Origin of the sequence: Streptomyces daqingensis, from assembly GCF_014645895.1 — a bacterium.
GTDB classification, from domain to species: domain Bacteria; phylum Actinomycetota; class Actinomycetes; order Streptomycetales; family Streptomycetaceae; genus Streptomyces; species Streptomyces daqingensis.
The window spans coordinates 120,667-142,136 of record NZ_BMMP01000009.1; the positions used below are offsets into that span (position 1 = coordinate 120,667).

The following is a 21,470-nucleotide window of genomic DNA, read 5'->3' on the forward strand; positions in this document are numbered from 1 at the left end:
GGGTCCGGCGAGCGCCGGTCCCGACAGGCTACGGACTCGCGGGTGCGAACGTCATACGGCGCCGAGTTGGGCTGCGTGCTGGGCGGCGAGCCTGACCGTGGCGTTGCGTGCGCCGTAACCGTCGTAACCGCCGGTGCGCTGGACCACTTCGAAGAAGACCCTGCCCACGGTGACCGTGTAGAAGTGGAAGAACTCGCCGTCGCCGTCCCGGTCGTAGAGGATGCCGAACTCCCGCAGCCGGGCGAGCTGTTCGGCGGGCAGCTCGTACCGGGCGCCGAGGTCGTCGTAGTAGTTCGCCGGGATGGGAAGGACGGGCGTCCCCCGGTCGCGCAGCCGCCGCGCGGTGTCGACGATGTCGTCCGTGGCGAGGGCGATGTGCTGGCTGCGGGTCGCCTCGCCCTCCGGGCTGGGTGCGACGTTCAGCGCGATGCGCAGCGGCGTGCCGCCGGAACCGGCGACGGCGAGGCTGCGGAAGAGGCCGTACGGATCGGCCAGGTCCTGGCTCTCGTCGGGCTTGAGGCCCAGGACGCTGCGGTAGAACAGGGCGGCCTCGTCGAAGTGGTGCCATGGCTGCGGGAGCGCCACGTGGTCGATGGTGCCGAGCCCGGTGCCGCCGCCGTCGTCCGGTGCTCCGGGCGTCCCCGCCGCACCCGCTGGGGCGAAGTCGTCCGTCCAGCTCGGATGTCCCGGACTGCCGGTGCGGCAGAAGAACAGCTCCGTCCCGTCGGGTCCCGCGACCGCGTCCAGCGGTGCCTCGCCCTCACCGCGGCGGCGCGGTACCACGGGGGCGAGCAGGGTCTCGGCGCGGCGTACGGACGCGGCCGGGTCGGCGGACTCCAGTCCCACGGCGGCCAGCGACGGGCCCGAACGCCGGTCCGAGCCCGCGGTGTTGATGAGGACCCTGGCCTCGCCCTGCTCCCACAGCTCCACCGGCTTTCCACGGTGCCGTCCGGTGCGGGCGAAGCCGAGGGAGCCGAGCAGGGAGATGAGCGGTTCGGAGTCCGCCGCGGTCAGTTCGGCGAAGGCGAAGCCGGACGGCACGACGGGTTCCGGCAGGGCCGCCAGCCCCGCGGACTCCTCCAGGGCGAGCAGCGAACGCATCGCGTCGAGCGCCGTACGCCCCGCGTCGGCCTGCCGGAAGACGTCGTTGAAGACCTCGAGGGAGAGCGGCCCCCGGTATCCGGCCCGCACCGCGTGCGCCAGCAGCCCGGCGACGTCCAGACCGCCCTGACCGGGGAAGCACCGGTAGTGGCGGCTCCACTGGAGGACGTCCATGGCCATGAGCGGGGCGTCGGCGAGCTGCAGGAAGAAGATCTTCTCGCCGGGGATGTCCTCGATGCCGCGCGGGTCGGACGCGCGGGACAGGATGTGGAAGCTGTCCAGGCAGGTTCCCAGCGCCGGGTGGTCCGCCGCCTCGACCACGCGCCACGCGTGGTCGTACGTGCTGATGTGCCGCCCCCACGCGAGCGCTTCGTAGGCGATGCGGACGCCGTGCCGCTCGGCCCGTCCGGCGAGCAGGTTCAGCTGCTCCGCGGCGAGTCCGTCGTCGTCGATCGCGTCCGGCGAGACGCTGGAGCACACGAGCATCGTGTCCGCGCCCAGCCGCGCCATCACCTCGAACTTGCTCTCGGCGCGGCGCAGGTTCCGCTCCAGGAGCGCGTCCGGTACGGCCTCGAAGTCGCGGAACGGCTGGTACAGGTCGACGGCGAGGCCGAGGTCGGCGGCGCGCGCCCGTACCTCCTCGGGGGTGAGGGGCGAAGCGATCAGGTCGTTCTCGAAGATCTCCACCCCCTCGAAACCCGCTGCGGCAGCAGCGGTCAGCTTCTCGGAGAGCGATCCGCTCAGCGAGACCGTGGCGATGGACTTGCGCATGGCGTTCTCCTCGGATGCGCCGGTGTTCTCGTACGTCCGGACTTCTCGCGGACGCCTGCCGGACGGGGGCTCCCGCCCGGCGGCGGCCGCGAGCCCCGCTATCCCCGCGCCGCTCCGGCGGGGGCGCCGACGAGGTCGGCGAGGTCCTGGAGCATCCGGCCGGTGTGCGGCTCCAGCCCGGTGAACAGCCGGAAGGCGTCCGCCGCCTGGAATGCGGCCATGGCGCCGCCGTCGAGGGTGCGGCACCCGATGCGCCGGGCCCGGCGCAGGAGTTCGGTCTCCAGCGGCCGGTAGACGACCTCGGCGACCCACAGCCCCGGGTGGAGGAACCCCTCGGGCACCGGCGTCCCCGGATGGGCGGCCATGCCGACGGGAGTGGCGTTCACCAGGCCGTCGGCGCCCGCGAGTTCGCCTTCCAGGACGGACCGGCCCGCGGCCGTCACGCGGTCCTCGCCGAAGCGGCCGGCGAGCGAGGCGGCGAGGCGCCCGGCGCGGTCCGTGTCCGTGTCGACGACGACGAGCCTGTCCGTGCCGAGGCCCAGCAGGGCGTGGGAGACGGCGGCACCCGCGCCGCCCGCTCCGAGCTGGACGACACGGCGGAGGGGGGCGCCGGGCAGGCCCCGGGTGAAGGACTTCCTGAACCCGGTGACGTCGGTGTTGTGCCCGACGGCGGTGCCCGCGCGGAGGACGACGGTGTTGACGGCCCCCAATTCGGCTGCCTCGGACGACAGTTCGTCCAGATGCGGCACGACCGACTGCTTGCAGGGGTGGGTGATGTTGAGTCCGTCGAAGCCGACCGTCCGCGCGGCGTGCAGCAGCCGGCCGGCGGCGAGGCCGGGTCCGGCCCCGCCGCCCGGGACGTCGGCCCCGCCGTCACCCGTACCGCCGTCCGGGATGCCGCCCGTGCCGCCGCCGGGAACCCGCAGCCCCGGAGGCCACGGCAGCGCCTCGAGATCGATGGTGCGGTACAGCAGCCGCAGGCCGTGCCGGTCGGCCTCGCGCTCGTGGAGGGGCGGGCTCAGCGAGGGGCCGATGCCCGAGCCGACGAGGCCGGTCAGGTAGGAGCCGGGGGCGTTCGAGGTCACCTGGCGGCTCCGGACGGCCGCCCGGCGGGCCTGCCGGCGTCGTGCTCAGGCGCGGGCTGCTGCTTGAGACCCAGCGCGGCGGTGGGCACGCGGTGTGTCTCGCGGCCCGTCGCGACGGCCAGCGCGCTGATGCCGCAGAAGGCCGCGGTGAACGCGGCGACACCGATCCAGCCGTCCCCGCCCGGGCCCGCGACCTGCTCGGCGAAGCCGACGGCGAACCCCGCGATGGCGAAGCCGAGCTGGGTGCCCACGGCCATGCCGGACAGGCGCACCTGCGCGGTGAACATCTCGCCGTACAGGGAGGGCCAGATGCCGTTCGCGGCGCTGTAGACGACGCCGAAGAAGACGATGCCGGTCAGCAGCACCAGCGGGAGGCTCCCCGTCGAGATCGCCCACAGGTAGACGAAGATCATCACGCCGGAGCCGAGCGCCCCGGTCAGGAAGACCGGCTTGCGGCCGACGCGGTCCGAGAGCTTCGCCCACAGCGGGATCGCCACCAGCGCCACCGCGTTGGCGAGGACTCCGACCCACAGCATGGAGGAGTCCTCCAGGCCGCCGGCGTCGCTGGTCGCGAACGACAGCGCCCACACGGTGAAGATGGTGCTCACGGTCGCGATGAGCGCGCCGGCCACGACGCGCAGCACGTCGGCCCAGTGGTTCCGGACCAGCTCGACGAGCGGGAGCTTCGCGACCTCGTTGTCGGCCGCCACCTGCTGGAAGACCGGGGTCTCCTCCAGTTTGCGGCGGATGACGTACCCGGCGACGGCGACGGCCGCGCTCAGCAGGAACGGGATGCGCCAGCCCCAGGTGTAGAGCTGGTCGTCCGGCAGGGCGGCGACCGGGATGAAGACGAGCGTCGCCAGGATCTGGCCGGCCTGCGTGCCGTTCAGCGTGAAGCTGGCGTAGTAGCCGCGCCGGTGCTCCGGAGCGTGTTCCAGCGTCATGGAGTTGGCGCTGGCCTGCTCGCCGGCCGCGGAGAGGCCCTGGAGGACCCGCATCAGCACCAGCAGGACCGGTGCCGCCGTGCCGATCTGCTCGTACGTGGGCAGGGCGCCGATGAGGAACGTGGAGAGGCCCATAAGGATCAGCGTGAGCACCATGATCTTCCGCCTGCCGAGGCGGTCGCCGAAGTGCCCGAGGAACAGCGCGCCGACGGGGCGTGCCGCGTAGGCGACGCCGAAGGTCGCCAGGGAGATCAGCGTCGCGGTGGCGGGGTCGTCCGGGGAGAAGAAGACCTTCGGGAAGACCAGGGCGGCGGCGCTGCCGTAGATGAAGAAGTCGTAGTACTCAAGGGCGCTGCCGATCCAGGCGGCTATCGCGGCCTTGCGGGGCTTGCCCTGGGGCGCGGCGGACGGGGAGTCCGGGCCGCCGGGGCCGTCGCCTGGTGGTGGTGCGGACGCGGGGTCGGCCGGATGTGAGGACACGGACTGACTCCTCCGGGACGGTCCCGCGTTCCACCGGGGGACGCGGGAGGGAGCGGGGACGCGGTGTGCGGGCCGGACGCCGGATGTGACGTGCGGGAACGGCGGCGCTGCCCTCGCGGGTGCTCTTGTGGAGCGTACGGCCGGGCGGCTGGCTCCCGGCTCGGCGGAGCAGTTAACGCACTAGATAGTTAATTAACGTTCCGAGGATGGTGCGCCGGGCTTCCTCCCCTGTCAAGAGCTCCCGCACCCCGGCCCGAAACCGACGGAGGGACGCCCCGAGGCCGCAGGCGGGACGGGCCGCGCGGCAGGCGTAAGGGGGCTGGACGGGCGCGAGCGGGCGGACGAGTGCGCGGGCGGGCGTCACCGGCGGGCGTCACCGGCGGTACCGCGAAGGGCTCACCCGCGAGGCCGTGAAGGGTTCACCGGCCGAGCACGTCGAACGCCTTGGTGAAGAAGTCGTCCGTGCCGAAGTTCCCCGACTTCAGCGCGATGTGGACGGGCACGCCGCCCGCGTCCTCGGCGACCGCGTGGCACCACGGCACGCCGGGGTCGATCTGCGCGCCCGTGCGCAGCCGGCTGACGCCCAGAGCCCGCACGCAGGCACCGCTCGTCTCGCCGCCCGCCACGACGAGCCGTCCCACGCCGTGCCCGACCAGCCCGCGGGCGATCCGGGAGAGCACGTCCTCGATCATCTCCCCGGCCTCCGCCGCCGGTGGAAGCCGGCGCCGCGTCTCCCGTACGGCCTCCGGACGGGCGGTCGAGTAGATCAGCACCGGCCCCTCGCCGAGGTGCCGTCCCGCCCACTCCAGGGCGGCCCCCGGCACGTCCGCCCCAGAGGCGATCTCCACCGGGTCCAGGCCCAGGGCCGGGAGGCCCGCGGCCGTGAAGTGCTCGACCTGCCTGTTCGTCGCCTCGGAGCAGCTTCCGGCGACGACGGCCGCCGCGCCCCTGGGGGCAGGCAGCCGGGCGGCGGCCGTGTCCGGTTCGACGCCCCAGTTGCGGGCGAGCGTGATCCCCAGCCCCGAGCCCCCGGTCACCAGGGGCAGGCCGCGCAGGGCCGCTCCGGCGTGCACGAGGTCCTCGTTGCACACGGTGTCCAGCACCGCCAGCCCCACGCCCTCCGAGCGCAGCCGGCCGATCCGCTCCCCGATCGCCGCGGGACCGGCGGCGACGGAGCTGTGCCCGATCAGCCCCACGGTGCGCCGGCACTGCGCCTGGAGTACGCGCACGAGGTCGGAGTCCGTCATCGGCGTCAGCGGGTGGTGCCGCATGCCGGACTCGTGCAGCAGCCTGTCCCCGACGAACAAGTGGCCCTGGTAGACGGTCCGCTGGTTGTCGGGGAACGCGGGGGCGGCGACGGTGAAGTCGCAGCCGGCCAGGTCCATCAGCGCTTCCGTGACGGGACCGATGTTGCCCTCGTCCGTGCTGTCGAAGGTGGAGCAGTACTTGAAGTAGAGCTGTTCCGCTCCGTTCCGCCGGAGCCACGTCGCCGCCGACAGCGACTGTTCGACGGCCTCGCGGGCCGGGACCGTACGGGACTTGAGGGCGACCACCACCGCGTCCGCGTCGGCCGGCGGCGGCCCGCCGGGGACGCCCACGGTCTGCACGGTGCGCAGCCCCGACCGGACGAGGTTGTTGGCGAGGTCCGTGGCGCCTGTGAAGTCGTCGGCGATGCAGCCCAGTCTCACGTTCAGCTCTCCCTGCCGGTGGCCGTGCACGGGGCCCGCGGACGACGCCCCGGGTCAGGCTGCCACGGCCGTGCGGCGAGGAGAAGGAGCAGGTCGGAGCCGCTCTCCCCGTTCGGGCTGTTTTGGCCCACGGGCCGCCGAGGAGCACCATGGACGTGCGGGGTCCGCATGCGCGGAACATGCCCGCAGGCCCGGGAGCACCGGGCCGCGGGCGCCCCGGAGCGGCCGGCCCGGAGCCGACGGCCTGGGACGTGGTGACGTGCGGATCAGCGCGGGAGGACACGTCAGAGGCACGACTGGGACAGGAGGTCCGGTCCGATGACATTCGTCCAGATCATCGAGTACGAGACGTCCCGTGCAGACGAGTTGGAGGACACCTTCGACGAGTGGCTGGCCGCCAGCGAGGGCAAGCGGACCGTCCTGCAGGAGCTGCACACGCGGGACCGCGAGAAGCCCGGACACTACGTCGACATCGTCGAGTTCCCCTCCTACGAGGCGGCGATGAGGAACAACGAACTGCCGGAGACGCAGCACGTAGCGGAGCGGATGCGTTCCCTGTGCGACGGCGAGCCGCGGTTCATCAACCTGGAGGTCGCCCGGGAGGAACCGGCGCGCGCCTGACACCGGGCGAAGTTCCGCGACGATCGGGACTCCGCGACGGTTTCGAGCGGCCGCGCCCCGCCTTGCCGCGCGTCGGCAGAGGCGGTGGGCGCGGCCGCGCCGACGGGGGTTCAGACGGGCTGGCGTTCCAGCAATGTCCCCACGACGTCGTGTTCGTTGGGGTAGTCCAGCGGCACGATGCCGAGCCCGGTCCATGAGGCGCCGTCGGGCGACGTCAGCAGATCGCGGACGCGGGGGTTGAGGCGGTCGGCGTTGGAGCGGGGCGGGAGGAGCGCGGCGGTGCTCACGTAGTTGACGTACAGCTTGCCCGGCTCTGCGGCCGCCTTGCGGAAGTGAGCTTCGACGAGCGGGTACTTGGCCTCCGGCTCGGCCATGTAATCGTCCTGGATGTCGAAGACGGAGCCGTCGCCGTACCGCACTCCGGGCAGGCCGTCCGAGTCGCCGAGAAGTACGACGCGTCCCCGTGCTCCGCCCAACGGGGGCAGTGAGGCGTCCAGTTGGAACAGGGAGCGCCAGCCGCGCCCGTCCAGGTAGTCGTCGAAGACGGCGCGGAAGCTCTCCGCGCTCTCCTCCGAGTACTCCTGCTTCACCCGCATCAGGACGGTCTCCGAGGGGTGAGCGGTCAGGAAGTCGCGGCAGGAGCCCAGTACGTCGTCGAAGTTGAGGTGCTGGTAGTAGGGGCCGTGATGGATCGTGAAGGAGCCTTCGAAGAGGCGGCAGCGCACGTCCAGGAAGCGGATCCCGGCGGCGAGCTGCTCGTCGATGCCGGTGTTCTGGCACTCCGTCCACGGACCGCCGTGGCGGGCACCGGAGTTGTGCGTCCCCGGGATGGTGAGTTCGCGCAGGAGCACGCTGTCGGGGAGCTGCGACATCCACGAATCGGGGGCCGCGGCGGGGGTGGTGGCGCTGGCCGTGCCCGAGGCAGCGGTGGTGAGTACGGCGGTGGCCGACAGCGCGGTCAGCGACTGGAGGAAGTGCCGGCGTCTCATCGTCATGCTCAAGACAAGCACGGATCGCCACGGCGGCACAGAGTGCCTCCGGCGCGCGGAGCGGGAGCCTGCGGCGGGGACGCACACCGCCCGGCTCACATGGCGGCGACCGCCTCGCGCAGCCGCGCGGCGAGTTCCTCCGTCTCACGCGGCGTCGCCGCCAGTACGCCGTGCTCCGCCATCAGGGCGTGGTACTGCTGCTGTTCGTACGGCACTCCGGGCGGCAACCCCGCGACGTGCCAGTGGAGATGGGCGTTGCCCTGCTGGCTGCCGAGCGACAGCAGATAGGTCCGCTCGGGGGCGAGGACGTCCTCCACGGCGAGGGCTACCCTGCGCACGACCGCCATCAGGCGCAGGTACCGCGACTCGTCCAGATCGCGTACGGCGTGCTCCACATGGCGCTTCGGGGCGACGAGGACCTTGCCGGGCAGTGTGGGGTAGCGGTCGAGGAACGCGACGTGCTCGCCGTCCTCGTACACCGTCTCGTGGGCGTATTCGGGGTCGCCCGCGACGAAGGCGCAGACGAAGCAGGGACCGGAGCGGGTCCTGGCCTCGTAGGCGCCGAGATCCGTCGGCCGGCGGTCAAGGACCATCCTCGCCTCCCGTTTCCTGATCCGCCCCGGCGTCTCGGCGCACGGCGTCGCGGAGGCCGTCCAGGTCCGCGGTGAGGACGCGCGTCTCCCAGCGGACCTCGCCGTCCTGCCTGTCGTCCGTGGGGCTGAGCCCCGCCGCCGCCGCGACCGCCTCCGACGCGGGGTGGCGCGGGTGGACGTGGGCGACGATCCGCGTCACGCGCTGCCCCCGCAGCCAAGCGACCAGGGCACGGGCTGCCTCGGTGGCGATTCCCCAGCCCTGCCAGGGAGTTCCGACCACCCAGGCGATCTCGGCGGTGCGGGTCCCGTCGTCATGGCGGGTGACGGTCGCCTGGACCGTGCCCGTCAGGCGGCTGTCGTCGCGCGCCTCCAGCACCCAGTTGCACCAGAGTTCGGCCGGATCGGGGGAGCCCGCCTCCCAGCGCTCGTAGCGGGAGCGGAGCGTCCGGACGGACGGAGGCGCGCCACCGATGAAGGAGTACAGCTCAGGGTCGGAGAGCACCTCGGCCATCTCCGTCGCGTGCGCGGCGCGCAGCGGCCGCAGCACCAGCCGCTCGGTGGGGAGGACCGGGACCGGCTCCGGCGCCGTCAACAGGAGCGCCGTCCGGGCCCGGCGTCCCCGGAGCGCCGTCCGGGGCGGACGATCACTTCGCTGCCCAGCGGCGTGAAGCCCGCGGCGAGGAACGCGCGCAGCGACCTGGCGTTTCCGGGGGAGACCGCGGCGAACACCGGCTCCCCGTCGGGTGCTTGGGCAAGGGCGTCCCGGAGCAGGGAGCGTCCGAGGCCGCGGGGCCGCTCGCCCGGCTCGTGCAGTTCGATGCTCACCTCGCGGCGTCCGGCGAGGCCGCCGGAGAGCGTGACGAGTCCGCGCTCGTCGCCGAACGTCCGTACGTGGCTGCGGAGTTCGCGCGCGTACCGGACCCGCGGGTGTCCGTGCAGATCGGGACGTTCGGGCAGCGGTGCCGCGGCCGTGGCACCGGAGTCGCCGGTGCCACGGGCAGCCAGCGTGACGTCGACGACGCCGATCTCGCCCTCCCGCCCTGCCATGGCGCGCAGCAGCTCCGGAGCGAGATTCGCGCCGTAGCCGTCGGGGGCCATGCGGCGCACCTCGTCGCCGGGGAGCGCGGTCGCGATCACGGCGTGCCCGGTGAAGGCCACCGAGCACTCCAGCCCGCCGGGGAGGGGGCCGAGCAGGGTCACGCCGCCGTCCGCCGACGGGAAGCGCCCGTCGGCGGCGTCGAGGAGGAGCCGCAGCAGCGGATGCGGACCGCTCCCGTACGGCGGGTCCGCGGCTTCTCCGCCCCGTTCCCGCCCCGGCAGCGTGCCGGACCCGCTTCCGCGTGGCGTCACGGCTTGCGTGCGATCCCGCAGAGAGCGTCCACGCCGTCCGGACCGCCGTCCGGTTCGGCCAGCTCGGGCCGCCAGTCGGTCGTGGGCACCACCCCGGGCTCCAGCAGCTCCAGCCCGTCGAAGAAGCGGACGATGCGCTCGTGGCCGCGCAGGTGGTACTCGCTGGCGGAGTTGTCGTTGTAGGCGGCGATGGCCTCGTTGAGCGCCTTGTTGGTGTCCGTGCCGTCGCTCAGCGCGAGGTGGCTGCCGGGCGGCAGGCGGTCCATGAGGCGGGCCACGATCGCCCACGGGTCGTCCGAGTCGGGCAGCTGCCCCATCGTGCCGAGCAGGGTGAGGGCGATCGGCCGGCTGAAGTCCAGCGTGCGGGCCGCTCCTTCGAGGATCGACTCCGGGTCGCGGACGTCTGCGTCGATGTAGTCGCAGGAGCCCTCACTGCTGCTGGTGAGCAGCGCGTTGGCGTGTACGAGCACGAGCGGGTCGTTGTCGACGTAGACGACCCTGCACTCCGGCGCGACCCGCTGCGCCACCTCGTGCGTGTTGTCCACGGTGGGCAGCCCCGTCCCCACGTCCAGGAACTGGCGGATGCCCGCCTCACCGGCCAGGTAGCGGACCGCACGGGCGAGGAAGTACCGCTGGAGGCGGGCGATCCGGGCGATGCCGGGGAACGTGTCGAGGATCATGTCCCCGGCCATGCGGTCGGCGCTGTAGTTGTCCCGGCCGCCGAGCAGGTAGTTCCACACACGTGCCGAATGGGGCTTGTCCGTCTTGAGCTTCTCGGCCAGCCGCGGGTCCTCGGGGGTATCCATGGGGTCAGCTTCACACGGTGGCGGCCCGGGCGTGGGCGGTTTCGGCAGCGGCAGGGCAATTCGTCCGGTCCGGCCCGTACGCGCGTGCCGGACGCGGGCGAGGGGCCCGATGTCCGCCCGTCCTGTCCGCGGCGTCCCTCGCTCGGGTGATTGCGGGGAGGGCCGCCGGTGCGATTCGCCGTGCTGAGGGGGGAGTTCGGCGCGGCGGCGGTGCGGACCCGGGTGGCGCGGCGGGTGCGGGGCGCGCGAGGCTGACCCCCATGAGCATCGCCTTCCTCTTCCCCGGCCGGGGTTCGCAGCGACCCGGCATGCTGCACCGGCTGCCCGACACGGCGGCGTCCGCGACCGTGCTGGCCGAGGCGGACTGGGCGCTGCGGCGGCTCGCGTCCAAGGCGGGGCCGGACGCGGCGGGTGCGGAGCGCGCTGCCCGCGCCGCCGGCAGGGAGTATGCGGACGGCATCGCGGAGCTGGACACGGCGGAGGCGCTGGAGAAGTCCCCGGTGGCCTGCCACGTCGCGCTGCTGGTCGCGGGGGTGGCGGGCGCCCGGGCCATGGCGGAGGACGAGGCGGTGGTGCCCGCGTTGGTCGCCGGCGAGGACGTCGGGGCCTACGCGGCGGCCGTGATCGCGGAGGTGCTGACCCTGGAGGAGGCGCTGAGGGCGGTGCGGCTGCGCGGCGAGCTGCTGGAGCGGGGCGACGAGCCGGAGGGCGACGTCGCGATCCGCCTCGCGCAGCATCTGGCGACCGTCAAACGGAGGCCGCAGAAGGTGCCTTACGTCAGCGGCGTGCACGGACGCAGCCTGCGGGGCGACACGAACGCCGTGCTCGACGAACTGGCCCGGTCGGTGGCGAGTCCTGTGCAGTGGGAGAAGGTCGCCGAGGCGCTCGCGGGCGAAGGGGCGGTCTGCTGCGTGGAGTTGCCGCCCGGGCGTGCTCTGACGAGCCGGACGGCGGCGGCCGTGCCCGGCATGCGGGCCGTGTCGGTGGAGGAGCACGGCCTGGCGGACGCCGCGGACGCGGCCCGGGCCGCGTCCCCCGGCGCGTCCGCGGGGGGCGACGGAGCCGGCGGGGGCGGCGGAAACGGAGTCGGCGCCGCAGGAGACGCAGCGGACGCGGGAGACGCCGCGGACGCGCACGGGGAGTGGCCGGCGGACCGCGCGGTCGGCGGCGAGGACCCGTGGGGCGGCTACAGGGGCTTGGCGTAGCAGCGGCTCTGCGGCTCGAACCGGTAGACGCCGAACTTCTCCGCGGCCTCGTACCCGGAGGAGGTGTACAGCGCGATCGCCTCGGGCTGCGCGGTGCCCGTCTCCAGGACCATGCGCGTCCGTCCGGCCGCGCGTGCGTCGTCCTCCAGCATCGCCAGGATCCGCCGGGCCAGCCCGCGCCCCCGCGACTCCGGTACGACGTACATGCGCTTGATCTCCGCGTCCCCGTCCGCGTACCCCTCCGCGTTGCGGTCCTGGGTGCGCCAGGCGCCCGAGGCGACGGGACGCTCCTCCCCGTCGTAGGCCAGCAGGTAGAGCCCGTGCGGGGGCTCGAACATCGACGGGTCGAGCGGCGTCACGTCGCCCCCGTCGCCGTAGCGCACGGAGTACTCCTGCTGCACGGCGTCGTTGAGCTTCATCGCGTCGGGATGGTCGTAACGCGCACGGACGATTCGCATGTCCGCATCGTATGGTGACCCGGATGCTGAAGGTGACGACGGTCAACGTGAACGGGCTGCGTGCTGCGGCGAAGAAGGGCTACCGGGAGTGGCTGGCCGCTACCGAGGCGGACGTCGTCTGCCTTCAGGAGGTGCGGGCGGAGCCGCATCAGCTATCCGACGGCGTACGGGCCCCCGAGGGCTGGCACACCGTCTTCGCACCCTCCGCCGACAAGGGGCGTTCCGGGGTCGCCCTGCTGACGCGCCGCGCGCCGGAGCGTGTCCAAGTGGGCTTCGGGGCGGCCGAGTTCGAGGACTCGGGCCGGTACGCGGAGGTCGACCTGCCCGGTGTGACCGTGGCCAGCCTCTACCTGCCCTCCGGCGAGGTGGGCACAGAGCGGCAGGCGCAGAAGGAGCGCTTCATGTCCGCCTTCCTGCCGTATCTGCGCGAGCTGCGGGAGCGTTCGGAGGCCGGCGGCAGGGACGTGCTGGTCTGCGGGGACTGGAACATCGCGCACCGCGAGGAGGACCTGAAGAACTGGCGGGCCAACCGCCGCTCCTCGGGGTTCCTGCCGGAGGAGCGGGAGTGGCTCTCCCGGATCTTCGACCCCTCGGACGGCGGCTACTCGGACGTGGTCCGGGCGCTGCATCCGGAGGGCGCCGGGCCGTACTCGTGGTGGTCCTACCGGGGGCGGGCCTTCGACAACGACTCGGGCTGGCGCATCGACTACCAGGTCGCGACGCCCCGGCTCGCGGCGCGGGCCGTGAAGGCCGTCGTCGAGCGTGCCGCGTGTCACGACGAGCGGTGGAGCGACCACGCTCCCGTGACCGTCGACTTCGGGCTGTGAGCGGGGCCGCGGAGGCGGCTGCGCTCTGACGGCGCCGGGCCCGGTCGCCGGAGAAGCCCCCGGAGCGCCTGGAGCCCCTCGGAAGCGTCCCGTCGTGACCGACGATCTCGAACACACCTGTCAGGGCGGGAACTTGGGCCCTTTCGGCTCTTCCGCGTCCGCCGTCCGTTCTCCGTCGGCCCCGCCCTCTTCACCGGACGGGGTGTCCACGGGTGGCGTCGCGTCGTTACGGGCGATCCACTGGTCGGCCTCGGCCCGTATGCGGCGGTCGAGTGCCAGGCCCAGCTCGGCCTCCACGACCTGCTTCGCGAGCGGGCGGAGCTGGGTCAGCAGCTCGCCGAGGCGGTCGGCGTCGAGGCCGTCAGGGGAGGCGGCCTGCTCCTTCGGCAGCAGATGGGTGCGGAAGAGCGCGGTGAAGACGTCGGCGATGGTCTCGGCCTGCGTGCGCAGTTCGCGTCCGGCGGCCAGCATCGCGGCGAGCGGGATGCCCTTCCCGACGAGCGCGGACGAGGCGTCCAGCAGGCGCCGGCTCGCGTGCACGAACTCGTCGCCGTCGACGGCGATGTAGCCGATGTCCAGTGAGTCGGCCAGGTTCTCCACGCTGACGTCGCCCTGGAAGTAGTCGGCCAGCTCTTCGGGGGTGAGGCGGACCGGCGTCTCCTCGGCGAACAGCGAGGTGATCATCGAGCTTTCCAGGCCGAGGAGTTCGGCTGTGCCGTGCGAGTCCCGTCCGCTCTCGAACGCGCCCAGCAGATCGGCGATGCCGCCGAGGGTGTGGCCGCGGGCCAGGAGGCCGGAGATGGTGCGCAGACGGGCCAGGTGGTGCTCGTCGTACCAGGCGATGCGGCCCTCGCGGCGGGGCGGCGGCAGAAGCCTGCGTTCGCGGTAGAAGCGCAGTGTGCGGGTGGTGATGCCCGCGAGTTCGGCCAGCTCGGCGGTGCGGTATTCGCGGGGGCCGCCGTCGTGGTCGTCCGAGCCGCCCGGGCCCGTGGTGTCTGCTCGCCTTCTGTCGTCGGTCACGGTCGCAGCTTAACCAGCCGCTCAACCAGCGCTGTGACCAGCGGGGACGACGGTGCGGGTACCGGGCGCCGGGAGCGGGGCCCGTCGGAGGCGGCAGGTGCAACCGGCGGTAACTTTCTTCGCCTGACCCCTACCCATCGGTAAGCCTCTGCTCTACGCTCCGACTGTGCCAGTGATTACTGGCACATTGTGGAGCCGGTAGCAGCAGACCCCCGGGAGGCGACGCCATGGCGGCCGAGCGCGAACACGAGCACGTACGGGTGGCGGTGATCGGATCCGGCTTCGGCGGCCTCGGGGCGGCCGTCCGGCTGCGGCGCGCCGGAGTGACGGACTTCGTCGTCCTCGAGCGCCGGGAAGCGGTGGGCGGGACCTGGCACGACAACACGTACCCGGGATGCGCGTGCGACGTGCCGTCGCACCTGTACTCCTTCTCCTTCGCCCCCAACCCCGACTGGCCGCGCAACTTCTCGGGCCAGGAGCACATCCGCGACTATCTGGAGGGTGTCGCCGACAACTTCGGGCTGCGGCAGCACATCCGCTTCAACTCCGAGGTCGAGCTGATGAGCTGGGACCCGGACGAGCTGCACTGGACGATCACCACCGGCCGGGGCCACCAGTACACGGCCGACTTCGTCGTCAACGCGACCGGGCCGCTGTCCGACGCCAAAATCCCCGACATCCCCGGCATCGAGGGGTTCCGCGGCAAGGTCTTCCACACCGCGCAGTGGGACCACGAATACGACCTGCGCGGCAAGCGCGTCGCCGTCATCGGCACCGGGGCCTCCGCGATCCAGGTCGTACCGGCCATCCAGCCGGACGTGGAGCGGCTCACCCTCTTCCAGCGCACTCCGGCGTGGGTGATGCCCAGGGCGGACCGCAAGATCAGCAAGCTGGAGCGCCGGCTGCACAACGCGGTGCCCGCGACGCGCTACCTGCGGCGTCAACTGCTGTGGGCCGTCAGGGAGTTGCAGGTCTCCGCGTTCTCCAAGCACCCCAACGTGCTGGGGCTCATCGAGTCGCTGGCCACCGCGCACATGAAGCGCGCCGTGAAGGACGGGGAACTGCGGCGCAAGCTGACCCCGGACTACCGCATCGGGTGTAAGCGCATCCTGCTCTCCAACAGCTACTACCCGGCGCTGGCCAGGCCCAACGTGGACCTGGTCGCCTCCGGGCTGGCCGAGGTACGCGGCAACACGCTGGTGGCGGCGGACGGCACGGAGGCCGAGGTCGACGCGGTGGTCTTCGGCACAGGCTTCCACGTCACCGACATGCCGATCGCGCACCGCGTGAAAGGCGCCCGCGGGACGACGCTCGCCGAGGAGTGGACCGGGGGCATGGAGGCGCTGCGCGGCTGCTCGGCCAGCGGCTTCCCCAACTTCATGACCGTCATCGGGCCCAACACCGGCCTCGGCAACAGCTCGATGATCCTCATCATCGAGGCGCAGCTGAACTACATGGTCGACTACGTGCGGAAGCTGGAGACCCTCGGCGGCGAGTCCGGCAGGGTCGCCCTCGACGCACGCCCCGAGGCCGTCGAGGCGTGGAACACCCACGTCCAGGACCGCATGCGCCGCAGCGTCTGGAACACGGGATGCGACAGCTGGTACCTGGACGCCAACGGGCGCAACACGACGGTCTGGCCGGGGACGACGTCCGAGTTCCGCAAGGTCACCAGGGAGCTGCGGCTGGAGGAGTACGAGGTGCTGCGGCAGGCGCCGCCCGGCTCGGGCGGTGCGGGCGGCAAGGGCGGAACGTCGAGGAGGAGCGCCGCCGTCCCGGACGGACGCGGCGCCGCGACAGCCGCGTTCCACGCGGCGGAGGAGGGCTGATGGCACGTCTCACGGCATCACTGGGCGGGGAGCGCGGACCGTACGATCCGCCGCCCGCGGCACGGGAGTTGACGGCGACGTCCGCCGACGGCGCCCGTCTCCACGTGGAGGTGCACGGGCGCGACGAGGACCCGGCCGTCGTCCTCATCCACGGCTGGACGTGCAAGACGGACTTCTGGGCGCCCGTCGTACGGGAGCTGACGTCCACGGGGCACCGCGTCGTCGCGTACGACCAGCGCGGGCACGGCCGTACACCGGCGGCCGACACCCGCGCCTACAGCCCCGAGGTGCTCGCCGACGACCTGTGCGCCGTACTGGACGCGGCGCTCGCACCCGGTGAACGGGCCGTGCTCGGCGGCCACTCCATGGGTGCGATGACGCTCATCGCGGCCGCCGACCGCCCGCAGCTCGCACAGCGCGCCGCGGCCCTGGTCCTGTGCAGCACCGGCGCGCACCGGCTGCTCTCCAAGGCGCAGGTGCTCCCCTTCCGGTCCGAGAACGTCCGCACCCGCGCGCAGCGGATCCTCCTCCTCTCGAAACTGCCGCTGGGGCCCGTCACCCCCCTCTCCAGGAAGGCCCTGAAGTACGGAACGCTGGGTCCCGACGCGACACCCGAGCAGGTCGCCGCGGTCGCGTGCCTCGTACACGCCTGCCCGCCGCGGGTGCGCGGCGCCTGGGGCTCCGTCCTCGCCGGACTGGACATCCAGGAAAGGGTCTCCCGGCTGCGGTTCCCCACCGCCGTCATCACCGGGACCCACGACAGGCTCACGCCCCCGGAGCTCTCCCGCGACATTGCCGACGCGCTGCCGCAGTGCACGGGCCTGCACCAACTGCCCCGTCTGGGGCATATGACGCCGATGGAGAACTCCGGGGAAGTGAGCGGAGTGCTGCGGGAGTCGGTGCGGCAGCACCTCGCCGGGGAAGCGGGGAAGGTGCCCGGCGCCCGGCGCGGCGGAGAGGAGTCGCCCGCGGCGACGAAGGAGGAGACCCAGTGAGCCGTAGGAGTCTGAACGGACAGGTCGCGGTCGTCACCGGCGCCGCACGCGGTGTCGGCGAGCTGCTGGCCCGCAAACTCTCGGCGCGGGGCGCGAAGATCGTGCTGATCGGGCTGGAGCCCGACGAGCTGAAGCGGGTCGCCGGGTCCCTGCGCACCGAGTGCGAGTACTGGCACGCCGACGTCACGGACCACGAGGCGATGGCGCGGGTCGCCGAGGAGGTCGGGGAGCACTTCGGCGGTGTCGACATCGTCGTCGCGAACGCCGGGGTCGCGACCGGCGGTCCCCTGGCCGGCTCCGACCCGGAGTCCTGGCGCCGCGTCATCGAGGTGAACCTCATCGGCGGTGCCGTGACGGCACGCGCCTTCCTGCCCCGGCTCATCGCGTCGCGCGGCTACTTCCTGCAGATAGCCTCGCTCGCCGCGATCACCCCCGCCCCGATGATGAGCGCCTACTGCGCGTCGAAGTCGGGAGTGGAGGCCTTCGCGCACTGCCTGCGTGCCGAAGTGGGGCACAAGGGCGTACGGGTGGGCGTCGGCTACCTCTCCTGGACGGACACCGACATGGTCCGCGGCGCCGACCAGGACGACGTCATGCGGGATCTGCGCAAGCGGCTTCCGTGGCCCGCGAACCGGACCTACCCGCTCGGCCCGGCCGTCGACCGCGTCGTCGCCGGGATCGAACGCAGGTCGCACCACGTGTACGCGCAGTGGTGGCTGCGCGGCATGCAGAGCGTCCGCGGGTACGTGCCCGGCGTCATCGGCCTCGTCGGACCGCGTGAGATGCGCCGTTTCGAGCCGCGGCTCTCGGCGGAGGGCACGCACCGGGGGCTCGTGGGTGCGGGCGGCGCGGCGGACGAGAGCGAGCGCGCCGCCAAGAGCTGACGCCGCGCGGGCGCGCCCCGGCACGGGCGCGCCCGTAAGGCGGGCCCGCGCCGCGCACCGCGCCGGGCCTCCGGGCGTCAGTGCCGAGGCGGCAGCGGCGGACGGCGCAGGTCGGGAAGGCGGCGGTACCCGGGCGGAGCGGCGGCCGGGTGCCTCTCCAGCAGCTCCAGTGCCGTGCGCACGGCGGTCTTCAGCACCAGGGGCCGCCCCTCCGCCCAGTCGACCGGCGACCGCAGCGCCTCAATGTCGGGGGAGATGCCGTGGTTCTCCACCGACCATCCGTACGCGTCGAACCAGGCGGCGTGCATGGGAACGGTGATGGCCGTCCCGTCGACGAGCCGGTGCCGTCCCGTCACTCCGACGACGCCTCCCCAGGTCCGGGTCCCCACGACCGGTCCCAGACCGAGCAGCCGGAAGGCGGCCGTGATCATGTCGCCGTCGGAGGACGTCATCTCGTCCGCGAGCGCCACGATCGGCCCGCGCGGAGCGTTCCCGGCGTAGCTGACGGGCTCGGCGTCGCGGGTGAGGTCCCAGCCCAGGATGGTGCGGGTGAGCGTCTCGACCACCAGTTCGCTGATGTGGCCGCCCGCGTTGCCCCGTACGTCGATGATCAGCGCCGGACGGGCCACTTCCATGCGCAGGTCGCGGTTGAACTGCGCCCAGCCCGAGCCGCCCATGTCCGGGATGTGCAGGTAGCCGCAGCGTCCGTCGCTCAACTCCCGTACGACCTGCCGGCGTTGGGCGACCCAGTCCTGATAGCGCAGCGGACGGTCGTCGATGAGGGGTAGCACCGCCACCCTGCGGGGCGGCATCGGCGGTCCGGACGGCTCGCCCGGTGCGGCACCCTCGCCGTCCTGGCCGGGCTGCCGGAAGCCGATCTCGACGGTCGTGCCTCCGGCCGCCGCCAGCAGCGGCCACGGTCCCGCGACGGGGTCGACGGGGCGTCCGTCGACGTGGGTGAGCACGGCCCCCTCGCGTACGCCCGTGCCCGCGAGCGGTGAACGGGCCTTGGAGTCCGACGAGTCGCCGGGCAGGATGCGCTGGATGTGCCACTCCCCGGACGGGGTGCGGGCGAGGTTCGCGCCGAGCAGCCCGATGGGCCGGTGGTAGGGCGAGGGCCCTTCGTCGCGCCGTGCGGGCGAGACGTAGGCGTGGGAGGTGCCGAGTTCGCCGAGGACCTCGCGCAGCAGGTCCGCGAACTCGTCCGGTGAGGCGACGCGTTCGACCAGCGGCCGGTACTGGTCGAGCACGGCGTCCCAGTCGATGCCGCCCATCCCGGGCTCCCAGAAGTGGGCCCGTACGATCCGGCCCGCCTCCTGGTACGCCTGGCGCCACTCGGCGGCCGGATCGACCGTGTGCATCACGCGCCGCAGGTCGATGTGGGTGGTGTTCTCCTCCTCGGCGGCCTCGTCGGCGGGGACGGCGCGCAGGTCGCCGTCGTCGTTGACGACGAGTCGCGAACCGTCGCCGCTGACCGCGAACCAGTCGACGTCGCCGGTGAGTTCGGTGCGCTTGGCCTTGGCGAGGTCGAAGTGCTCGAGGGTCGGCCGTCCGGAGGTGTCGGCGGGGTCGGCGAACGTCTCGCCCAGCGCGCCCGAGATCGGGTAGCGCAGCCACACGAGCCCGCCCCCGGCGACCGCGCGCAGCGACGAGTACTTGGACGCGGTGACGGGGAACGGGGTGACCCTGCTCTCCAGGCCCTCCGCGTCCACCAGGACGGGGCCTTCCTCCCCGCCGCCGTCCTCGGGGTCCAGGCCCCCCGGCGCGGGCCGGCCCTCGGGGGAGAGGGCGAAGGGCGAGGGCGTGGCGGGCGAGAGCGGCACGAGGTACGGGCGGCATCCCAGCGGGAAGGAGAGGTCGCCGGTGTGCACGTCGTAGACCGGGTCGAAGCCGCGCCACGAGAGGAAGGCCAGGTAGCGGCCGTCCCGGGTGAAGACGGGCTGCTCGTCCTCGAAGCGGCCGTCGGTGACGTCGAGGACGGTGCGGCCGCCGTCCTCTCCCGCCGCCAGCTTCGCGATCTTGATCTGGCTCAGTGAGCGGCCCACCCCGGGGTGCGCCCAGGTGAGCCAGCGCGAGTCGGGCGAGAAGGACAGGTCGTGCACGGGTCCGTTGTCCGAGCGGACCAGTTCGGTGATGCCGCCGGGGCCTCCTCCTGAGCCGCTGCCGTCCGGGTCGCCCGGGCCGCCCGCGCGGGTGCCCGTGCTTCCCGCGCCTTCCTGCTCTTCCACGTCGATCAGCAGCAGCCGCCCGTCGTGGGAGGCCACCGCCACCAGGCTCCCGTCGGGGGCGGCCGCCAGTTCGCGTACCCGGCCCAGCAGCCCCGCCCCGAGCCGCCGGGGCGGGCCCGCCCCCGTCGCCCTGGGCAGGTCCGCGACCTCCACGGCGTCCTCGCCGGTGACGTCCGTGACGTAGACGATCTTCCCCGTGTCGCCGAGCATGTGCGGCGTGTGGACCCGCACGCCCGGGGTGTCCGCGACGGCGCGCGCCGGGCCGTCGCGGTGCGTGAGCCAGTACAGGCTGCCCCGTACGCACACGGCGCTGGCGCGGCCGGTCGCGTCGACGGCCAGCGAGTCCAGGTTGGACGCGGCCGGCACCTGATAGGTGCGGCGTCCCGACCGGGAGCCGCCGAGCGCGATGTCGAGGCGGCGGGGCCTGCCCCGGGCGGCGAAGTCCTCGACGATCCACAGCCGGCCGCCGCACTGGTAGACGACGCGGTGGCCGTCGGTGGAGGCGTTGCGGGCGTAGAAGTCGTCGTGGTCGGTGTGGCGGCGCAGGTCGGAGCCGTCCGGGAGGCACGAGTAGAGGTTCCCCACGCCCTCGTGGTCGGAGAGGAAGGCGACGCGGGAGTTCTCCAGCACCATCACCGAGTCCAGATGTCCTTCGAGGTCGGGCAGCAGCCGCTCGCCGTGCAGCCACAGCCGGCCCATGGCGCCGCCGCGGTAGCGCTTCCATGACGCGGGATCGTGCGGCGGCTTGCCCGTCAGCAGCAGGGTGCGGCGCGCCCCGCCGGTCCCGGCGACGGCGATGTCGGCGACCGGACCCCACGGCAGGCGGCTGCCCGGGCTGCCGTCCGTGGGGAGGCGGTACGACCAGGTGTGGTAGCTGAAGGGCTGTTCGTGGGAGGAGACGGCCAGCACGTCGCCCTCGGGGGTCCAGCCGCAGACGCGGGCCTGCCCTGCACCCCAGTAGGTGAGCCGGCGGGACGGGCCGCCGCCCGCGGGGACGAGATGGACCTCCGGGTCGAGGCTGCGCCAGGAGGTGAAGGCGATCTGCCGGCCGTCCGGTGAGAAGCGGGGGTGGCTGATGCGGGTCCGGTCCACCGTCAGCCGCCAGGCACGCCCGCGGTCGATGCCGCCTTCGCCGCGGCGGGTGATCCCCGGCGTCATCGGCGCCACCCACACGTCGTCCTCGGCGACGAAGCAGACGAGGTCGCCGTGGAGGTGCGGGAAGCGCAGGTACGGGACGCCGGCCCCGTCGGCGTCGGTCACGGCGTGCCCCGCCCCGGCCCGCGGAGGCGGAGCGCGAGCAGCCCCACCCGGGACGCGCTGCTTCCGTGACTCCGGCTGGCGACCCTGCGGATGCTTCCGTCACACGACCGGGGTTCGCTGTGCATGGCCATGTCTGCCATGGTTCGAGCAGGTGGGAACCCCGGCAACTCGTGGCCGCCCCGGAGAGGCGCGGCCGTGCGCCGAAGGGCCCTCCGGGAGCGCCGCGTACGCCGGCGGCCGCGGGAGGGCCGGATGCGGGTGCGGCGCGGTCAGCGTGCGGTGTGCGCGGTCCGCGCGAGCCGGGCCGGACGGTGGAGGGCCCGGACGTCCAGGGCG

Annotated in this window: 18 protein-coding genes; 6 read left to right on the top strand and 12 right to left on the bottom strand. The window is 73.4% G+C overall.

Going from position 1 to position 21,470, the window contains the following annotated elements; genetic code table 11:
- Nucleotides 1-51: 51 nt before the first annotated feature.
- The 4 genes from IEY56_RS15015 to otnK form a co-directional block, all read right to left on the bottom strand.
- Nucleotides 52-1,872: a bifunctional sugar phosphate isomerase/epimerase/4-hydroxyphenylpyruvate dioxygenase family protein gene (locus IEY56_RS15015; RefSeq protein ID WP_189037685.1), complete on the bottom strand. Its 1,821-nt coding sequence runs from the start codon at nt 1,870-1,872 to the stop codon at nt 52-54.
- A 98-nt stretch (nt 1,873-1,970) separates the two neighbouring features.
- Complete coding sequence (locus IEY56_RS15020) at nt 1,971-2,957, bottom strand: shikimate dehydrogenase (protein WP_189037686.1); 987 nt, start codon at nt 2,955-2,957, stop codon at nt 1,971-1,973.
- Nucleotides 2,954-4,273: an MFS transporter gene (locus IEY56_RS15025; protein WP_229711926.1), complete on the bottom strand. Its 1,320-nt coding sequence runs from the start codon at nt 4,271-4,273 to the stop codon at nt 2,954-2,956. The genes IEY56_RS15020 and IEY56_RS15025 overlap by 4 nt, the downstream gene beginning before the upstream one ends.
- Before the next feature lie 527 nt (nt 4,274-4,800).
- Nucleotides 4,801-6,069 (bottom strand): 3-oxo-tetronate kinase, encoded by a 1,269-nt coding sequence (gene otnK / locus IEY56_RS15030; protein WP_308424145.1) that lies wholly within the window; start codon nt 6,067-6,069, stop codon nt 4,801-4,803.
- Nucleotides 6,070-6,387: 318 nt separating this feature from the next.
- Here otnK and IEY56_RS15035 point away from each other — a divergent pair, with 318 nt between their 5' ends.
- Nucleotides 6,388-6,690 (top strand): hypothetical protein, encoded by a 303-nt coding sequence (locus tag IEY56_RS15035; protein ID WP_189037688.1) that lies wholly within the window; start codon nt 6,388-6,390, stop codon nt 6,688-6,690.
- 110 nt (nt 6,691-6,800) lie between these two features.
- Here IEY56_RS15035 and IEY56_RS15040 read toward each other — a convergent pair whose 3' ends face one another.
- The 5 genes from IEY56_RS15040 to IEY56_RS15060 all read right to left on the bottom strand — a co-directional run bounded on the left by IEY56_RS15040 (nt 6,801) and on the right by IEY56_RS15060 (nt 10,428).
- The gene (locus IEY56_RS15040; protein ID WP_189037835.1) at nt 6,801-7,679 is read right to left on the bottom strand and encodes a phosphatidylinositol-specific phospholipase C; all 879 of its coding nucleotides are present in this window, start codon (nt 7,677-7,679) and stop codon (nt 6,801-6,803) included.
- Between the two features lie 95 nt (nt 7,680-7,774).
- Nucleotides 7,775-8,272, bottom strand: coding sequence for an HIT family protein (locus IEY56_RS15045; protein WP_189037689.1), 498 nt, complete (start codon nt 8,270-8,272; stop codon nt 7,775-7,777).
- Nucleotides 8,262-8,864 (bottom strand): GNAT family N-acetyltransferase, encoded by a 603-nt coding sequence (locus IEY56_RS15050; RefSeq protein ID WP_189037690.1) that lies wholly within the window; start codon nt 8,862-8,864, stop codon nt 8,262-8,264. Before IEY56_RS15050 ends, IEY56_RS15045 begins: the two co-directional genes overlap by 11 nt.
- On the bottom strand, nt 8,861-9,622 hold the full coding sequence (locus tag IEY56_RS15055) for a GNAT family N-acetyltransferase (protein ID WP_229711912.1): 762 nt from the start codon (nt 9,620-9,622) through the stop codon (nt 8,861-8,863). The genes IEY56_RS15050 and IEY56_RS15055 overlap by 4 nt, the downstream gene beginning before the upstream one ends.
- Nucleotides 9,619-10,428, bottom strand: coding sequence for an SAM-dependent methyltransferase (locus tag IEY56_RS15060; RefSeq protein WP_189037691.1), 810 nt, complete (start codon nt 10,426-10,428; stop codon nt 9,619-9,621). The genes IEY56_RS15055 and IEY56_RS15060 overlap by 4 nt, the downstream gene beginning before the upstream one ends.
- A 260-nt stretch (nt 10,429-10,688) precedes the next feature.
- On the opposite strand from IEY56_RS15060, the gene IEY56_RS15065 reads away from it, so the two are divergent.
- A complete protein-coding gene (locus IEY56_RS15065; RefSeq protein WP_189037692.1) occupies nt 10,689-11,633 on the top strand; it encodes an ACP S-malonyltransferase in 945 nt (314 codons plus the stop codon).
- Here IEY56_RS15065 and IEY56_RS15070 read toward each other — a convergent pair.
- Complete coding sequence (locus tag IEY56_RS15070) at nt 11,615-12,091, bottom strand: GNAT family N-acetyltransferase (RefSeq protein ID WP_189037693.1); 477 nt, start codon at nt 12,089-12,091, stop codon at nt 11,615-11,617. The two genes, IEY56_RS15065 and IEY56_RS15070, sit on opposite strands and share 19 nt — an antisense overlap.
- 23 nt (nt 12,092-12,114) lie before the next feature.
- On the opposite strand from IEY56_RS15070, the gene IEY56_RS15075 reads away from it, so the two are divergent.
- Nucleotides 12,115-12,918 (top strand): exodeoxyribonuclease III, encoded by an 804-nt coding sequence (locus tag IEY56_RS15075; protein ID WP_189037694.1) that lies wholly within the window; start codon nt 12,115-12,117, stop codon nt 12,916-12,918.
- Nucleotides 12,919-13,038: 120 nt separating this feature from the next.
- On the opposite strand, the gene IEY56_RS15080 is transcribed toward IEY56_RS15075, so the two are convergent.
- Complete coding sequence (locus IEY56_RS15080; protein ID WP_189037695.1) at nt 13,039-13,938, bottom strand: MerR family transcriptional regulator; 900 nt, start codon at nt 13,936-13,938, stop codon at nt 13,039-13,041.
- Nucleotides 13,939-14,165: 227 nt separating this feature from the next.
- On the opposite strand from IEY56_RS15080, the gene IEY56_RS15085 reads away from it, so the two are divergent.
- Genes IEY56_RS15085 through IEY56_RS15095 form a run of 3 tightly spaced genes read left to right on the top strand, consistent with a single transcriptional unit; the run spans nt 14,166 to nt 17,646 of the window.
- A complete protein-coding gene (locus tag IEY56_RS15085) occupies nt 14,166-15,767 on the top strand; it encodes a flavin-containing monooxygenase (RefSeq protein WP_189037696.1) in 1,602 nt (533 codons plus the stop codon).
- The gene (locus tag IEY56_RS15090) at nt 15,767-16,762 is read left to right on the top strand and encodes an alpha/beta fold hydrolase (protein WP_189037697.1); all 996 of its coding nucleotides are present in this window, start codon (nt 15,767-15,769) and stop codon (nt 16,760-16,762) included. Before IEY56_RS15085 ends, IEY56_RS15090 begins: the two co-directional genes overlap by 1 nt.
- The gene (locus IEY56_RS15095; RefSeq protein WP_189037698.1) at nt 16,759-17,646 is read left to right on the top strand and encodes an SDR family oxidoreductase; all 888 of its coding nucleotides are present in this window, start codon (nt 16,759-16,761) and stop codon (nt 17,644-17,646) included. Before IEY56_RS15090 ends, IEY56_RS15095 begins: the two co-directional genes overlap by 4 nt.
- Nucleotides 17,647-17,723: 77 nt before the next feature.
- Here IEY56_RS15095 and IEY56_RS15100 read toward each other — a convergent pair whose 3' ends face one another.
- Nucleotides 17,724-21,134 (bottom strand): S41 family peptidase, encoded by a 3,411-nt coding sequence (locus IEY56_RS15100; protein ID WP_229711913.1) that lies wholly within the window; start codon nt 21,132-21,134, stop codon nt 17,724-17,726.
- Between the last annotated feature and the right edge of the window lie 336 nt (nt 21,135-21,470).

Coding starts and splice junctions, on each gene's coding strand:
- IEY56_RS15060 (WP_189037691.1), bottom strand. CDS start 10,428: ATGGATACCCCCGAGGACCCGCGGCTGGCCGAGAAGCTCAAGACGGAC.
- IEY56_RS15085 (WP_189037696.1), top strand. CDS start 14,166: ATGGCGGCCGAGCGCGAACACGAGCACGTACGGGTGGCGGTGATCGGA.
- IEY56_RS15035 (WP_189037688.1), top strand. CDS start 6,388: ATGACATTCGTCCAGATCATCGAGTACGAGACGTCCCGTGCAGACGAG.
- IEY56_RS15015 (WP_189037685.1), bottom strand. CDS start 1,872: ATGCGCAAGTCCATCGCCACGGTCTCGCTGAGCGGATCGCTCTCCGAG.
- IEY56_RS15090 (WP_189037697.1), top strand. CDS start 15,767: ATGGCACGTCTCACGGCATCACTGGGCGGGGAGCGCGGACCGTACGAT.
- IEY56_RS15070 (WP_189037693.1), bottom strand. CDS start 12,091: ATGCGAATCGTCCGTGCGCGTTACGACCATCCCGACGCGATGAAGCTC.
- IEY56_RS15045 (WP_189037689.1), bottom strand. CDS start 8,272: ATGGTCCTTGACCGCCGGCCGACGGATCTCGGCGCCTACGAGGCCAGG.
- IEY56_RS15075 (WP_189037694.1), top strand. CDS start 12,115: ATGCTGAAGGTGACGACGGTCAACGTGAACGGGCTGCGTGCTGCGGCG.
- IEY56_RS15040 (WP_189037835.1), bottom strand. CDS start 7,679: ATGAGACGCCGGCACTTCCTCCAGTCGCTGACCGCGCTGTCGGCCACC.
- IEY56_RS15065 (WP_189037692.1), top strand. CDS start 10,689: ATGAGCATCGCCTTCCTCTTCCCCGGCCGGGGTTCGCAGCGACCCGGC.